This window comes from Allomuricauda ruestringensis DSM 13258, from assembly GCF_000224085.1.
GTDB classification, from domain to species: domain Bacteria; phylum Bacteroidota; class Bacteroidia; order Flavobacteriales; family Flavobacteriaceae; genus Flagellimonas; species Flagellimonas ruestringensis.
In genome coordinates this window covers 3,671,663-3,687,887 of sequence record NC_015945.1, presented here as the reverse complement: position 1 = coordinate 3,687,887, position 16,225 = coordinate 3,671,663, and the positions used below count along the sequence as shown (strand labels likewise).

Genomic DNA, 16,225 nt, shown 5'->3' with positions numbered 1-16,225 from the left:
CAAACGGAATTACCAGTGGTAGTGTAAATGGTTTTTTATGATTAATATTGTTCAAGTATTGAAAAACTAAGAATCAACTATAATTATATATTGTGCTGTTATGGCCAAGAGCTTTATAGCGTACAATTTTCCAAGTCAATCGAAACATATCCCCATTTGGTGCATTTATTGGTTTTGGATGCTTTTTATTGGGGTTGATTCCGCGTTCTCCCAAAAATATACATCACTTTCTGAACGTGAAAAGCACCAGCTTCGCACAACCTCCCATATCTTAATTGATCTTAAGGAGACAAGCTTGGATTCGTTGATGTTCCAGACATTGTCCGATAATGTTCCATGGGCCGTAGTTCCTTCAGGAAATAGGGAAAAGAACTCAGTTTTTTTTAACCAATATTCCAATTATCGAAACCAATTGGTAATTATTGGACAAGTGGGGGCATTCACACAGGTTCCAAAGGATCTTTCACTGATCTGGGTGGCTGATTTGGATATGGATAAGGTGGAGCTCGATTCAATTGGGAACATTGATCAGGAAAAAAAATCAAGCGACAAGGAACTTTTAAGCATATATGCAGGCCACGGAAACAACCTTACGTTTTCAAAACTTCTTGATATTTGGCAAAGTCTAGGGAAAATGCCCAATTTCATCAAAGCCGAAACCTCTTTTGAATATCTTGAAAATTTGGTTCACGAATTAAACACCAATCCAAAAATATTCGGGGTTGTACAAACGGAAAAAGGATTGTTGGATGGGGTCATCTTTAAGGATTTTGGAGATACTCAGGTAGGAGGACATTTTAGCTATCCAGTACAAGATACCTTGGCTCTACCCATATTGGTTCCCTACAAACCTGGATTTCATTTTTCACCTGATATTATCTATACAAGCCCGGAAAACCTTAATAACCAAAAAGAATTTGTTGGTTTCCCTTTGGATGCTGAATATGGACTTTCCCATCATTTTGAATTTAAGGATGGGGTTACCGATAAAATGGCGGAAAATTCGAAGGGACTAATTTCAAATGATGTTGGTGCACGGAAGGATTCGCTATTTGGAAAGGTTAGTTATTTTGAAGATGGAGCCTATGTTGACGTGGGAATATCCAGTAAATCAGCTTTAAAGGGGAATTTTACCATTAGTGCTTGGGTTAAACCCACCCAATTGGGTCAGAACAATAGCATCCTTGGGAAGGGGGATAATTTTGTGTTCAAGATTCACGATGGTTTCTTAACCTTCACAATGGCTGGTATCAAGGATTATGTATCCACTTCTTCACCGATAGCATTAAATGAATGGTCCCATGTGGCCTTGGTGCACTCCAAAATGGAAAACAAGCTTTTTTTCTATATCAATGGCGAGCGGACGGATAGCGTAGAACTGATTTCTGAATATGAAACATCAGATTATAACATACTTATAGCGAGTAATCTGTGGGAAGAATTTTTTGAAGGCTACATCCAGGAGATAAAAATATGGGAGCGCGAGTTGAATGATTCGGAAATCAAGACGCATTATAATCAAACAAAAACCTCGAACAAGGACACTTCCTTCCTGAAGTATGTTGTGATATTTCTAGTCTTGTTTGGTGGCGGTTATGGTGTGTCCAAATATTGGAGAAGAAAATCGGAAACGAACGAGGTAAAAACAACGCAAAGCACTGTCTTGCCAAAAATTCCAAAGGAAAATGATGGACATTCCGCTCAAATACTGTGCTTCGGTCCTTTACAGATAATAGATGTACAGGGTTTGGACATTGCAAAAAAACTGTCCCCACTTCAAAAAAAGCTGTTCATGATTATCTTTTTACATAGCCAAGGAGATAAAAAGGGCATAGATACCAAACGTCTTACCGAATTGTTATGGCCAGGTAAAAGTGTAGCAAACGCAAAAAACACACGTGGCACAACAATTCAAAATTTGAGGCAGTTGTTGGGCACATGTCCAAACCTTGAGGTCAACTTCAAGGACAAACATTGGTTTTTGCATATAGGTGAGAACTGTTACTCGGACTATTCCATGGCACTGCAATATCTGGAATTCTTGGCGAGCGAAGATTGCGCTGTAACCGAACTTCGAAAATTGATTCCCATTGTTAAGAAAGGGAGGTTGTTTGCCAATACAAGTGCTCCTTGGCTGGATCCATTTATTGAAAAGTTCAGCAACCGGATTGTGGAACAATTTATCCAGATCAGCAAAAATCCGATGATTAAGACTCATACGGACGTAATGCTTGATTTAGCCGAGGTCATTTACCTATATGATGACCTTAATGAACATGCTTTGAAGATGAAACTCAATGTACTCATTGAACAAGGAAAGCTTAGTTTGGCTCATCAAGCTTGTCATAATTTTAAAAAGCAATATGAAAAACTCTACGGAGAAGCCTACGAAGTTTCTTTCGAAGAAATAATAGCCTCCCAATGATAGCTTATTCATGCCTTTTGGATATAAAATCCTAAAAAAACCACATTTTTTTAATCCATTACCCCATTTGGTACCCCTTTTTTTAAGCCTGTGCTTTTTTATTTGCGGCATCATTATTCAATGAGCTTGTTGTAAATAATCAAATCAAAGCATACCAGATGAAAAAAGAAATGAAAAGCAGAAGGGGGTTTGTCAAAAAGTCCTTGATAGCAGCTACCGGGATAAGCATTATACCAAGACATGTATTGGGAGGGCCAAACTTTATTCCGCCCAGTGACCAACTTACCAAAGCGGTAATAGGTGTTGGTGGGATGGGCCAGGGCCACCTAACCTATGAAGGAACCAAATTGTTGGCCATTTGTGATGCTGATGGAAAACACTTGGCGGATACACTTAAGAAAGTTGGTGCCGATGTAAAGGGATATCGGGATTTTAGGGAAGTATTGGACAGACCGGACATTGATATTGTTCACATTGCCACTCCTCCACATTGGCATGGGCTTATGTCCATTATGGCCGCAGAAGCAGGTAAGGATGTTTGGTGTGAAAAACCAATGACAAGGACCATTGGCGAGGGGAAACGTGTTGTTGAGGCAATGAAGATCCATGGGAAAATGTTCAGGCTCAACACTTGGTTTCGATTCAAAGATAACTTCTATGGAATGGGTACACCCGTTAAAAAGCTTAAAAAAGTAGTCGATAGCGGTGCACTCGGATGGCCATTAAAAGTGACCATAAGCGGGGTGACCGGCTTTAATTGGAAATTTTATTGGGTTGGGAAGGAGAATTTGGCACCACAATCCGTTCCAGAGCAGTTGGACTATAATATGTGGTTGGGACCAGCTCCCGAAAAACCGTACAATTCGCATCGAGTCCATTCTACCTTTAGGGGCTATTGGGATTACGATGGCGGTGGATTGGGCGATATGGGCCAGCACTATATTGATCCCGTTCAATACTTTTTGGGAAAGGACCATACCAGTCCTGTCAAGGTTGAGGTGGATGCCCCGCAACAGCATTACGATGCCATCGGAACTTGGAGAAGGATAACGTATACCTATGCCGATGGATGTCAAATTATATTGGATGGTGAAAACCGCGATAAGAATGCAGCCTATATAGAAGGGCCCGATGGCAAGATATTCAACGGGTTCAAATCCACCATTCCTAATATCGAAGGGCTTATCAATACCCTTCCCGATCCCGAAGAGCAAATCACATCGTTTTCGGAGTCCGTTAAAACCCGTCAAAAATTTGCATTGAATGAGGAGAACGGACATCGTTCGGCAACTATTGTCAATATGGGGGTAGTGGCTTTACGGCTAGGTAGGAGCCTGGATTTTGATCCGGTCAAACAAGAATTTGTAAACGACCCGGAGGCCAATAGGTTATTGGATCAACCCATGCGAACCTCTTGGGCCGATTGATCATTCACTTTAATTTCCAAATAGAACAAAAAAAGTACAGACCAATGGAGTGTATGTTGCGTTTCGAAATCAAATCGAAGTAGGAAAGTACACATTGGTCAAAAACCACAAAAAAATGAAAAGAATACAATACCATATAACGACGCTCTTTTTACTCTTTGCCCTACAAATTTCCATAGGCCAGATCAACCGGACTTTGGAAACCAAAGTAGTGGATATATTGGCGCAGTTCCCAACCAAGGATTTAGCGCATTCGGACAAGCTAATGCAAGAAATATTGGAACTGGGCACCGAAGGGATTCAAAAGTTCCATGAACGTATTGTTCCCTTGGGAACAGGGGACGATACCCAAGCAAGGTATGCTGTCCATAGTTTAGTGGTTTATGCAGGAAAACATCGGGAAGCTGTTGTCGAGAAAACACTATTGAGCGCTTTGGAGAAGGCGAAACATAAAGAGGTAAAAACATTTTTTATAGACCGTTTGGCATTTTGTGGAACCGACACAAGTGTTAAAATACTGGGCAAATACCTAACGGATAAAGAACTATATGAACCCGCATTGGCTACTTTAACCGTTTTAGGCACTCAGAGGTCGGCAGAAGCGATTCATTCTGCAGTCAAATCAGTTAGTGGAATAAGGAAAGCGGCATTTATTGAGTCATTGGGGCGCTTACGCTATACCCCTGCATCAAAAACCTTGGTAGAAGTGGTATCCAATCCCATGTCTGATGCTTTTTTAAAGCAGAAAGCGCTGATGGCATTGGCAGAGATAGCTCAACCCGACTCGTACGACATTCTTTCTAAAGCAGTTGAGAGCGAAGCGTATCAATTGGGTGAAACTAGGGCCATTATTGCATATATCCATTATGGCAATAGACTTATCGAACAAGGAAATTTCTCCTTGGGAGAGCTTATAGCCAAGTCGCTATTGAAAAATTGTACAGAGGATAACCAATTAAATTTTAGAGTAGCAGGTATTGACTTTCTAACGGCCTCAATGGGTAAGAATGCGACAAAAACGCTTTTAAAGGAAGCAAAGTATCCCAATGATGCCTATAGGGGGAGCGTGTTAAAGGCAGCGGGCCAGAACATGAGACCTACAGAAGTATCAAAATGGGTTAAACAATACAAGAAAATAGAGGATATTGGAAAAATACAGCTTCTGGAAATACTTCGAGAGCGTCAAGAGTCCAAGGTGCTGGATAAGTGCATCACAAAGGCCATCGAATCTGACAATGAAAGCTTAAAGTTGGCAGGGATACGAGCTTTGGATTTTCAAGAAAAGAGCAAGGCATTGCCACTGCTTTTTAAAACCTTACAAGGGGATAATACCAATGCAACTTTTGCAACCATTGAAAATACGTTGCTGAAAATTGTAGATGTTGACGATGCACCTTTGATTGCAGAAGAATTATTCCGTTTTGAAAATCAAAAAGCCAAGGGCGTATTGGTAAATGTACTGGCTGAACGAAATGCCACAAATCAATTTGATGCGATTGCTAGGCTGTTGGATAAAGCAAACCCTGATTTACAAAAGAACATTTATAAGGCAATGCCATCCATTTCCACGGAAAGTAATCTATCGGAGTTGATGGAAATGCTCTCTAAGGTGGATGATGAAGCAAATATTAATTATGTGCAGCAGGCCATTATCAAAGTTCTTAACAATACTGAAAAGGATAGTTCTTTGGATGTTTATAGCGTATTTGCAGATTTTGAAGATAAATCCAAATTGATTCCAATACTTCCTGCGATAGGAGGTCAAAAAGCATTGACTCTGATATCGGAACAAATGCAATCAGGAGGCATTAAGGAAAAAATGGCGGCAATACAGGCACTTTCGGCATGGAAAGGTAATAAGAGCCTATCTTATTTGTTCAAGGCCATAATCAATTCAAATGGAGACATCAGGGAATTGGCTTTTGGTAAATATTTGCAAAAAGTTGCTACTTCAGATCAACCTGACGATCAAAGATTATTGTTGATACGAAAATTAATGCCGCACAGCAAAACCTTAGCAGAGAAGAAGCAAGTGATCCGGGCAGCTCAGTCTGCAAAGACATTCCTGTCCCTGGTTTTTGTTTCGGATTATTTGGATGATGCAGAACTAAGTGCTGTGGCATCCAATGCAGTAATCAATATTGCCTTGCCAACACCTGGTGCCAACAATGGACTAAGTGGTGAGGTAGTCCGAGAAGCCGTATCAAACAGTATGGCAAACTTAACCGGCCCGGATAGTCAATATTTAAAAATTGATGTAAAAGAGTTTTTGGATAAAATGCCCAAGGAAAAGGGATTTGTATCCATATTCAACGGTAAGGACCTGACCGGATGGGAAGGTTTAGTGGAAAACCCGATTAAAAGGCGAAAGATGTCCAAAAGTGCCCTGAAAAAGACTCAGGAAAAGGCAAATGCCCAAATGTTGAAGGATTGGTTTGTAAAAGATGGGGTCATCGGTTTTAAGGGAGAGGGCTACAATAATATTTGTACCATTAAAGATTATGGGGATTTTGAAATGCTGGTCGATTGGAAAATCACGCATGGTGGAGACAGCGGCATTTACTTGAGAGGGACCCCACAAGTTCAAATTTGGGATACGGCACTTACCGATGTGGGGGCAGAAGTGGGGAGTGGAGGATTATACAACAACCAAGAAAACACAAGTAAGCCTTTAGTAGTGGCCGACAACCCCATAAATGAGTGGAATACATTCAGGATCAAGATGGTCGGAGAGCGTGTAACTGTTCATTTGAACGGAAAATTGGTTACCGATAATGTTGTTTTGGAAAATTTTTGGGATAGGGATAGAGCGATTTTCACAAAAGAAGCGATAGAGCTTCAGGCCCATGGAGAAGATCTGGGGTTCAGGAATGTTTACGTTCGTGAAATACAGTCTGGCAACGAGCTTTTAAGTCCTGAAGAGCAAAAAGAAGGCTTTCAATCTCTATTTAACGGCAAGAACCTTGACCATTGGATTGGGAATAAGACAGATTATTCGGTTGAAAACAATGAGTTGGTGGTTCAACCGGAGCAAGGGGGGCACGGAAATTTATATACCGCTAACGAGTATTCTGATTTCATTTTTCGATTTGAATTTAAATTGACTCCAGGAGCTAACAATGGTCTAGGTATTCATGCACCATTGGAAGGTGACGCAGCTTACGTTGGGAAAGAATTACAGATTCTGGATAACACGGCACCGATCTATGCCAATTTAAAGCCTTATCAGTATCATGGCTCGGTATATGGAATTGCGGCTGCAAAAAGAGGCTTTTTAAAACCTGTTGGAGAATGGAATTCCCAAGAAGTTATGGTAAAGGGGAATCAGATCAAAATCACACTCAATGATTATGTCATTCTTGATGCAGATATTAAAAAAGCTTCTGAAAATGGCACTCCTGATGGTCAGAATCATCCAGGACTTAAACGGGATAGTGGTCATATTGGGTTTTTGGGGCACGGCTCTACACTCTGGTTTCGAAATATCAGAATCAAGGATTTAAAATAAGAAATGGCTTCCCAAAAGTTTGATGGCATGATAAAACAAATCGCCTTGATCGGAATTTGCTTGTTTTTAAGTGGAACTAACCATTTACGGGCCCAAAGCAATTCAACAAAGCGGCCTGTTACCGTAATGTCCTTTAATATCCATGCGGGCTATGGAACTGATGGTACTTTTGATCTATTAAAAATCGGAAATCAATTCAGGGAAGCCCAACCCGATATTGTTTGTTTACAGGAGGTGGATCGCAGGACGCGGAGATCACAGGGCAAAGATTTAACTCTGGAATTGGCCAATATTACAGGTTTTCACTCCTTCTTTGGAAAAGCTATTCCCCATGATGGGGGAGACTACGGTTTGGCTATTTTGTCCAAATATCCCATACTCGAAGCAAAAGTACATTCCTTGCCCAGTGATGGCATTGCGGAATCTAGGATAGCTTTGGAGGTAATGATCCACATACAGGGTATATACAAAATAAGGATTGTGAACGTGCACCTTGATCATTCCAATAAGGAAGTGAACCGGTCCCAAATAAGGTGTCTGGACAGCAAATTCAGGGATGAGTTTCCAACCATATTGGCTGGTGATTTCAATCAAACAATGGATGACAAAGGAATGCAACAATTAACCAAGGTCTGGAACCTTTCGATGACTGATGATGCATTTACTTATCCATCAAATAATCCAAACATTAAAATTGATTATCTCATGGCCTATCCTCGGAATAAATGGAAGGTGGAAAATGCTCAAGTCCTGAAGGATTCGAGAGCTTCAGATCATTTGCCGATTATAGCAACATTTTCCTTGTTATGAGCAAAAAAATAAAAAAACATTATGAACCGAATAGGTTGACCTTTTTGAGTTAGTTGATGAAGATGAGCAGGCTCTGCTCCCGACCTTTCTTCTTATGAAAAAGAACAATGATCAACTCCAATCAACCTAGCCAAAAAATGAATATGATAACATTACAACCATTGGACTATGCCATAATCCTGACATTTTTCGCTATTACCCTCGGCATTGGGTTCTATGTATCCAAAAGCTCTGGCAAGAGCAGTTCGGAGTTTTTTCTTTCCGGTAGAACGATGCCGTGGTGGCTTTTGGGTATATCGATGGTCGCCACTACCTTTTCCACAGATACTCCTAATCTGGTCACTGATATTGTGCGGACCAACGGAGTGGCCGGCAATTGGGTCTGGTGGGCCTTTTTGTTGACGGGTCTTCTAACGGTATTTATATATGCAAGGTTGTGGCGGAAATCCAATGTCAATACCGATCTTGAGTTTTATGAGCTGAGATACGGTGGGGCAGCAGCTAGATTTTTAAGGGGATTCAGGGCCATTTACCTTGGGGTAATCTTTAATGTGATAACTATGTCGGCGGTGACCCTTGCCGCTATAAAGATTGGCGGAATCATGCTCGGTATCGAGCCGTGGCAGACAGTTCTTATTGCAGGACTGGTAACGGTCATTTTCAGTGCAATTGGTGGGTTCAAGGGAGTTGTGTACACGGATTTCATCCTCTTTTTTGTTGCAATGGGAGGAACCATAGGAGCAGCCTATTATCTGGTGAACATCCCCGAAATTGGGGGCTTGGGAAACCTCCTGTCCAATCCAGATGTCAAAGATAAATTGAGAATGATACCTGAACTGGACGATACCGAAGCATTGATTACACTGATTATTATTCCTTTGGCCGTACAATGGTGGAGTTCATGGTACCCAGGGTCCGAACCCGGGGGTGGAGGATATATCGCCCAAAGAATGCTTTCCGCAAAAAATGGGAAGCATGCCATAGCGGCCACGTTCTTTTTCAATATCATGCACTATGCCGTCAGGCCATGGCCCTGGATATTGGTGGCGCTGGCTTCTATCGTTGTTTTTCCAGACCTTCAGAGCCTACAACAGGCCTTTCCAATCATATCCGATGATAAACTTGGGCATGATCTTGCCTATTCGGCCATGCTAACCAAATTACCAACAGGACTTTTAGGGCTGGTGCTCACTTCCTTGGTTGCGGCCTATATGTCCACCATATCCACGCAGCTCAATTGGGGTTCTTCGTATATTGTATATGATTTTTATAAGGAAAGGGTTAATCCAAAGGCATCGGAAAAACGATTGGTGGCAGTTGGAAGGATATCCACGGTGGTATTGATGGTGCTCAGTGCCGCATTGGCCCTTTTGCTTCAAAATGCACTTCAGCTTTTTGAGATACTGCTCGTGTTTGGTGCAGGCACAGGGTTGATATTTATCCTGAGATGGTTTTGGTGGAGAATCAACGCATGGAGCGAAATCATGGCAATGTTCGTCTCTGGGATACTTTCATTGGTTTTGAAGCTGACCCCTTTGGGCGATTATTTGTTCGCTGGCTATGGCGGGCTGTTACCAAGTTGGTCGGAGTATCCCCTAGTTGTCTTTACCACCACATTCGTATGGTTGGCAGCAACCTACCTTACCCGACCCGAGCATGATGAGGTACTTTTGGGATTCTGTGAAAAAATCCGCCCAGGTGGTCCGGGATGGAGTAAAATAGTCCGTAAAGGCAAATCAGAAGGGGTTGCATTGGAAAATGGTGAGGAATGGAGCGTTCCAAGTGGGATATTGGCGATGCTTTTGGGAACGGTACTGATTTACTTATGCCTTTTTGCCATAGGACATTGGATTTATGGTGAGTGGTTGTTGGCAGGAGCCTTGACTGTCCTTGCGATAGTTTCGGCCATATGTCTTATACTGACTTGGAAAAAAATAGAAAAAATCATAAAATAAACTGGAAAAACAATTTTAAATTATACAAAATGGGAGCAGCGTTACAATCGATACGATATGAACCGACCGGAAGGTTTGAGGCAACCAGATATGAAAAGGTCGATAATGTCATCATCCAAGGTTCCAAACAGGGATTATTGAAGGTTGCCAAGGAAATATCGGACTTAATTCGGGTAAAACCGGTAAGGGTCAAAAATTTGTTCTGGGTGCGAGCGGAAGATCGGAACAAGGAAACCGCAAAAAGATACCAGTCCCTTGATCTGGCCAGCTATGCTGCCATGGAAGCCTTTGTGAGATATGATTTTCTTAAAGTATAGGATACGCTGATGGTATTGATTGCGGATAGTGGATCCACCAAATGTGATTGGCATGTGTACAATACATCTGGGGTAAGGTTATTAAAAAGAAGTACAAAGGGAATCAATCCCATGATTCACTCGGATGATGATATAGAGAAGATATTACGAGGGGTGAAAGAAGATATCGAAGATGAGATTTCCCTAGTGGAGTTTTACTGCGCTGGAGGAAAAGATGACAGCTCACAACAAAGGTTGAGCCGAATGTTTCGGAAATATTTCAACTATGCCCAAGTGCAAATTGCGGATGATCTGGGAATGGCTGTTAAGTGTACCAATGGAAAGCCGGGAGTGGTATGTGTTTTGGGTACGGGCTCCAACAGTTGTTTTTTTGATGGAACAAAGATTCACAAACGATTGCCCGATCTGGGATACCAGGTCATGGATTTGGGCAGTGGGAATTATTTTGGAAGGGAGTTGTTGCGAAGTTATGCTTATGGATATATGCCGAGTGATTTGATGGAAGAGTTTGGAAACAGGTATGACCTCAAAGATAAGGTTGTGCTACAGGAACTTTACCACGGTGAGAACCCGAGCTCCTATCTGGCCAATTTTGCCAAGTTCATGATCGAGAACCATAACCACCCATTCTTTCGGTCGATTATCGAGGATGGGTTGGAAAAGGTCTTTGAGTGTGTATTGGGACCTCATCAGTATGAAATGAAGCGACACCCCATGTATTTTATTGGTTCTATTGCTTTTCATTTACAAGACTTCTTAAGGGAGAAAGCAAAAGTGAAGGGGTATGAAACAATTCATTTTATGGATAAACCGATTAATTACTTATAAATAGCATTACAGATTTAATAAGAATGTTATTTTTTGATAGCTTATAATTTTAACTAATCATTTTTACGATTGAAATGTAGCTTCCGGTACATTAGGAGCGGAGTTTGGTTTAATGAAGATGATTATTTCAAACCCATACGCGCTGAATCCTTGCTCGAAACTTGACTTGGCCACCAGTCCTGACTCTGGAATGGAACATTTAGGGTTCAGAACTGTCCTAGACTCGAAAATGATTGAGTAAAAGCTTAAGATTTTATAATCCAAAAACAAAAAATTATAAGTATTTTTACCTAACGTGAAACACATTAAATTTGTGTTCAAAAGTTTTTTTTGCTTTCCGTGTTCTAAACGGGAATGCCTTTAAGATTAAGGTGTCAAAACATTGATTTTTAAATATTTATAAATCGGATGTGGTTTCTGCCACGACGATTACATGGCTCGAACCCATACACCCTTTTTTGATCGGTACCACCGTATTGGTCCTTGGTCTTGCCTGGTTCCAAAAACTAAGACGGGGAAAAGAGGCCCAATGCCAATGCAAACCAGAGCAAAAACCAAAGTTTGTCCAGAGTAAGCTCTTTTTGGGCATCGTCACCGTTTTTGCAGGTACGATGTTGCTCTTTCCCAACTATGTGCACCTGTTCTATCCAAAAGCGGAAAAACAAATGACAAGTGGCGGGAATGTTCATCTCAAGACCGTGTCAATACCCATTGAGGGAATGACCTGTACGGGCTGTGAGGCGCATATCGAACATGAGGTGGACAAGCTTCCCGGGGTCGTCACATCCACAGCTTCCTACAAAAGTGGCAGTACTTGGGTGGATCGAATTTGATGGGTCAATGACCGATATACCGCAAATAGAAAGGACCATTATGGCGGCCGGCTATACCGTAATCGATAAAAACGAGGTAGAAGAATGAAAGTTTTATTGCGCTCCAAGATTACCTGTTCTGAATGTGGCCACCAAAAGGAAGAAGAAATGCCGACCAATGCTTGCCAGTTTTTTTATTATTGTGAAAGCTGTGGCATGCTCCTGAGGCCCAAAGCCGGGGACTGTTGTGTTTTTTGCAGTTACGGTTCGGTCCCATGCCCCCCGGTCCAGCAGGGGAGTTGTGCCTGCTGATGTTTCATCTGTTTGGTACGGATGGTCAACATGGAGCCGCTGCCATTCTCGATTGGCCAAGGCAACAGAGGGAAAAAACAGGGATAGGTCATCGACCCTACATCCTGTCCTTTTTTCGAGTCTTCCTTCTTTTTTTGTTCCGGTATATGTTGAGCCCGGTTATGAACAACAGTAATGGGACCAAGCCAGAAACAAAGACCAAGATCCTGCCGATGGTACCGGCCATTTCTCCTATATGGATAGGGTAGAACTGTGTTGCCATTCGGTTGCTGTTGGGGTCCGTCCTAAAATCACTCACCACTGTAACTCGGCCCTTGGCATCGAGTTCCACTTCTTTGGTCTTTCGAAGCCCGGATGTTATGAACCGTTCCTTGATGTACCGAAACCTATAAGGATCCGCTGTGTCCTTGGGAAAGTGGATGGCCCGAAGGGCGTAGGCCTCATTTCCGCTTAACAGATGATCTTCAAGCCGCAAAGAATCCCCGCGCCTAAATGATTGTTGTACGTTTATTTCCGTACTGTCGCGATTGTCATCAAATAGGCTAAGTGCCGATTTGTAGTAGTAGTTATAGGTAAAGTAGGAACCACTGAGAGCCATGATGAGCAAGGGTACCATAAAATAGGCCCCAAAGACCTTGTGAAGGTCGAAATTGACTTTCTTTCTTTTTCCCTTCCATTTTATGGTAAAACCCTCCTTCAAGTTGTTTCGATAGGATGTTGTCCAAATATAGATGCCCGAGGTCAACAGGAACAGGAAGAACAGGATGGCACTCGTCCTAACGATATATTTGCCATATGTTGGAATGCCCAAGGTCCTGTGAAGGACCAACAGGTTTTCAAAAAAGAGGATGGAAACCGATTTCCCGCCCAGATAGACATGGGTCTCAGGGTGGTAATAACAGGTTTTTCCATTATTGAATTGAACAGATATGGTCTGTTGCTCACGATAGGGGAGGAAGATACTGTTGATACTATCCCCATGGGTGGCCAACAAACTTGCTGTGGTTTCCATGATGGCCCTTTCGTCCAGGTCCCCGATATCCTCAACTTGGAGCAGATCGGGATTGATAAGTGCCGATATTTCGGGCTGCCAGACATAAAGGGAGCCGCTGAGACCGGAAAATGAAACGATGAGCCCACAGGTGAGGCCCAACCAAAGGTGTATTTTCCGTATCGTTTTGTTCATGGTAGTCGGTAGGGTACCTAAATTATTTGAAAACGGTACCGATGTTCCCATCGGCACCGTTTTCTCTAGTTTAGAAACTGTACAAAAGGCTCAACTTTGTATTGATACCTTCCCCGGCTCCCGTAAAGGTGCGCAAGGGCGCTGCCCATTGTGACCTGGCGGGCAGGTAATATTCGTTCAATAGGTTATTGATGGCCAAAGAGACGGATATATTGGACTGCAAACGATAGGTCGCGGACCAATTGAGCAAGGTATAGCCTTCCACGGGAAATTGGGTGTGCCTATAGGTATAATTGTCATTGGCATCAAGATAGGGATCAAACCTGTCCCTGTCCCCCAAATGGGTCAACCGAAGGGAGGTGCCCACTTTTTCCGATGGAGCCCAATTGACATAGGCCGTCCATTTTGGGGCAGCAATGACATCACCTCCCAAATAGACCAGATTGTTTTCATTGCCCGTATTGTGGGTCACTCCTTCCACATAGGTATAGGAGGTGCCCAGTTGCCATTTGTTGTCAATGGAAAAATAATCCAGGGAAACTTCCCCACCATAGATATCCTGGGGCTGTTTTGAAGGGACAAAGGAGTTGATGTTCTCATCGAATACAACGCCCGTGCCCAAATTGGAGGTGCTGTAGTATCCCACAGCTTCAAATTTTAAGTTTTGAAACTTGGACAGGAAGCCGAACTCATAATTTTTGGTCACCGCTGGTTCCAGTTGGATGTCATTGATATTGTCCGCGGTCGCGGACCGTAGCACCGAACCCAAATCGGCAATGGAGAATCCTTGGGAATAGCTCACGTAGGGAATGAACTCTTGGTGTTTGATGTAACGGAGCCCAACATTGAAGGCCAAGTTGTCAAAGCCTATCTTACCACCCTCTACGGCCACCGATGGATTGAAATTGCCATCCCCCAAGGGAGAATAGGGGAGCGTATTGTAGTCCTCAATGTCCAAGTTCATGTCATCGAAACGAAGACCGGCCTTCATCACCCATGTCCCATTGAACTTTGCAGTGGACTGAAGGTATGGTGCCCAACTGAACATTTTGATGTTCGGCACCCATAACCTGCCGTCCAAAAGGCCTTGATTGGTCTTGTCACGGAGCAGGTCCAGGCCATAGGTCAGGGAGATGTCCGTTATAGAATTGACAGCGAGGCTTGTATTGAAATTGGGTCTCAGCCCATATTTCTCGGCATTGATGACAGATTGACCGCCATTTTCAAATTTATCGGAATAAAAGAAGATGTTTTCCGTGTTCTGGTAATATAGATCTGTTGTGAAATCGGTGGTCCCAGAAAAAATTTCGGTCAAGTTATATTTCAGCTGCCCGTTCACCAAGGTGGATCCCGTGGCTTCCTGTCCCTCTACAGAACCCTCGACCCCATATCCAGCTCTGAGGGAATAATCCCCTTCTTCATTAAAGACCTCGAACTCGGCCGGAACCGGTATGAAAGGGGTATCCTGGGCGGATTTGTACAGGTTACCGCCCAAAGTGATGTTTTGGTTATCGGAAATCTGGTATTCCAACTTGGCCAGGGTACTGTAGATGGTTGTGTTGTCCAGACCATAGGTGGGCAAGATCACGGTTCCGTCCGCATCATATTTGGTGCCGGTCTTTTCGTAGCTAGCGCTGATGTAGTAATTGAACCTATCAAATTTGCCCTTGAGGGATTGGTACACCCCAAAACCAAGGGCGTCATCGGTGGCCGCCAAGTTGGAGGTGCCCCAAACATTGGTGGAGCCCTCTATTTTTTCGGTGGCGTTCGGTTTTTTGGTGATATAGTTGATGAAGCCCCCATTGCCCCCATTGCCAAAAATGGAGGTGGCTCCTTTGATCACCTCGACCCGGCTGATATCATTGGGGCTTATCGATTTTATGCCCAACTGCCCATTTCGTAGTGGAGTGGACTGGGGAATCCCATCGACCATTACCAAGAGAGAACGTCCCCGCAGGGTCTGCCCCCAATTGGAAAAGGTTCCTGTGGACACTGCCAGACCGGGTACCGTAAACTCCAATATTTCACTGATGTTCGAGGTGGAGTTGGAGAATTCCTGTAGTTTGACCTCTCCCACCACGGTCACAGAGGCCGGGATCTCGGAAAGGTATTCCGAGTTCCTACTGGCCGATATCACGACCTCGTCCAGACTGCTCAGGTCTTCGGTCAATACCGCCGTGAACGGGACGGTTCCATTTTGTGGAAAGGTCAGTTTCTCTACGCGTGTCCGATAGCCCAACATCCTGAAGGTGACCTCCCAGGTGCCTTCCTCTATGGAGGTGAGTTCAAAGTTGCCATCAAGATCTGTCGTGGCCCCTATTTGCAAAGCCGGAATAAAGACTGTGGCTCCCATTAGGGGCTGATTTTGTTCATCCGTAACTTTCCCCTTTAGATTGGATTGGGAAAATGCGCTAAAGGTGAATAGTAGTGCCGTAGCAAGAGTTATGAGTTTCATTAATTTGGATTTATTTAAAATAAGGAGCGAAAATAAAACATTAACTATATGAGAACAAATCTTATTTAGATTTAATACAAATAAAAATCAAGAAATGGTTTGCGTGGTAATCTGGTTGATCAGGAATTTAAAATTGGAGATTGTTGTAAGATTTGAGTTTGGTGATTCATCGTTTATTTGAACTTTGGTA

General features: G+C 42.9%; 11 protein-coding genes. 9 read left to right on the top strand and 2 right to left on the bottom strand.

Annotation, left to right across the window (positions count from 1 at the left end):
• Window positions 1-100 precede the first annotated feature (100 nt).
• The 9 genes from MURRU_RS16570 to MURRU_RS18120 all read left to right on the top strand — a co-directional run bounded on the left by MURRU_RS16570 (window position 101) and on the right by MURRU_RS18120 (window position 12,394).
• On the top strand, window positions 101-2,425 hold the full coding sequence (locus tag MURRU_RS16570) for a LamG domain-containing protein (RefSeq protein ID WP_014034633.1): 2,325 nt from the start codon (window positions 101-103) through the stop codon (window positions 2,423-2,425).
• Window positions 2,426-2,583: 158 nt separating this feature from the next.
• Window positions 2,584-3,852: a Gfo/Idh/MocA family oxidoreductase gene (locus tag MURRU_RS16565; RefSeq protein ID WP_041801649.1), complete on the top strand. Its 1,269-nt coding sequence runs from the start codon at window positions 2,584-2,586 to the stop codon at window positions 3,850-3,852.
• 115 nt (window positions 3,853-3,967) lie between these two features.
• Entirely contained in the window at window positions 3,968-7,360 is a 3,393-nt protein-coding gene (locus MURRU_RS16560) for a 3-keto-alpha-glucoside-1,2-lyase-like domain-containing protein (protein WP_014034631.1), read from the top strand.
• A 27-nt stretch (window positions 7,361-7,387) separates the two neighbouring features.
• Complete coding sequence (locus MURRU_RS16555) at window positions 7,388-8,170, top strand: endonuclease/exonuclease/phosphatase family protein (RefSeq protein ID WP_041802151.1); 783 nt, start codon at window positions 7,388-7,390, stop codon at window positions 8,168-8,170.
• Between the two features lie 143 nt (window positions 8,171-8,313).
• Window positions 8,314-10,125 carry a sodium:solute symporter family protein gene (locus tag MURRU_RS16550; protein WP_014034629.1) on the top strand — a complete coding sequence of 604 codons (1,812 nt, stop codon included), beginning with the start codon at window positions 8,314-8,316 and terminating at the stop codon, window positions 10,123-10,125.
• Between the two features lie 29 nt (window positions 10,126-10,154).
• The gene (locus MURRU_RS16545; protein WP_148261534.1) at window positions 10,155-10,442 is read left to right on the top strand and encodes a hypothetical protein; all 288 of its coding nucleotides are present in this window, start codon (window positions 10,155-10,157) and stop codon (window positions 10,440-10,442) included.
• A 9-nt stretch (window positions 10,443-10,451) separates the two neighbouring features.
• A complete protein-coding gene (locus MURRU_RS16540) occupies window positions 10,452-11,270 on the top strand; it encodes a hypothetical protein (RefSeq protein ID WP_014034628.1) in 819 nt (272 codons plus the stop codon).
• 410 nt (window positions 11,271-11,680) lie between these two features.
• The gene (locus MURRU_RS16535; RefSeq protein ID WP_049789131.1) at window positions 11,681-12,103 is read left to right on the top strand and encodes a cation transporter; all 423 of its coding nucleotides are present in this window, start codon (window positions 11,681-11,683) and stop codon (window positions 12,101-12,103) included.
• Window positions 12,104-12,187: 84 nt separating this feature from the next.
• Window positions 12,188-12,394 carry a GDCCVxC domain-containing (seleno)protein gene (locus MURRU_RS18120; protein ID WP_014034627.1) on the top strand — a complete coding sequence of 69 codons (207 nt, stop codon included), beginning with the start codon at window positions 12,188-12,190 and terminating at the stop codon, window positions 12,392-12,394.
• 97 nt (window positions 12,395-12,491) lie between these two features.
• Here MURRU_RS18120 and MURRU_RS16525 read toward each other — a convergent pair whose 3' ends face one another.
• Window positions 12,492-13,631: a PepSY-associated TM helix domain-containing protein gene (locus tag MURRU_RS16525; protein WP_014034626.1), complete on the bottom strand. Its 1,140-nt coding sequence runs from the start codon at window positions 13,629-13,631 to the stop codon at window positions 12,492-12,494.
• Window positions 13,632-13,650: 19 nt separating this feature from the next.
• Entirely contained in the window at window positions 13,651-16,035 is a 2,385-nt protein-coding gene (locus tag MURRU_RS16520; RefSeq protein ID WP_014034625.1) for a TonB-dependent receptor, read from the bottom strand.
• Window positions 16,036-16,225 lie beyond the last annotated feature (190 nt).

Excerpts from the sequence above, each read along its gene's own strand:
- MURRU_RS16555 (WP_041802151.1), top strand. The coding sequence starts at position 7,388 with ATGATAAAACAAATCGCCTTGATCGGAATTTGCTTGTTTTTAAGTGGA.
- MURRU_RS16560 (WP_014034631.1), top strand. The coding sequence starts at position 3,968 with ATGAAAAGAATACAATACCATATAACGACGCTCTTTTTACTCTTTGCC.
- MURRU_RS16525 (WP_014034626.1), bottom strand. The coding sequence starts at position 13,631 with ATGGGAACATCGGTACCGTTTTCAAATAATTTAGGTACCCTACCGACT.
- MURRU_RS16550 (WP_014034629.1), top strand. The coding sequence starts at position 8,314 with ATGATAACATTACAACCATTGGACTATGCCATAATCCTGACATTTTTC.
- MURRU_RS16545 (WP_148261534.1), top strand. The coding sequence starts at position 10,155 with ATGGGAGCAGCGTTACAATCGATACGATATGAACCGACCGGAAGGTTT.
- MURRU_RS16520 (WP_014034625.1), bottom strand. The coding sequence starts at position 16,035 with ATGAAACTCATAACTCTTGCTACGGCACTACTATTCACCTTTAGCGCA.
- MURRU_RS16570 (WP_014034633.1), top strand. The coding sequence starts at position 101 with ATGGCCAAGAGCTTTATAGCGTACAATTTTCCAAGTCAATCGAAACAT.
- MURRU_RS18120 (WP_014034627.1), top strand. The coding sequence starts at position 12,188 with ATGAAAGTTTTATTGCGCTCCAAGATTACCTGTTCTGAATGTGGCCAC.
- MURRU_RS16540 (WP_014034628.1), top strand. The coding sequence starts at position 10,452 with ATGGTATTGATTGCGGATAGTGGATCCACCAAATGTGATTGGCATGTG.
- MURRU_RS16565 (WP_041801649.1), top strand. The coding sequence starts at position 2,584 with ATGAAAAAAGAAATGAAAAGCAGAAGGGGGTTTGTCAAAAAGTCCTTG.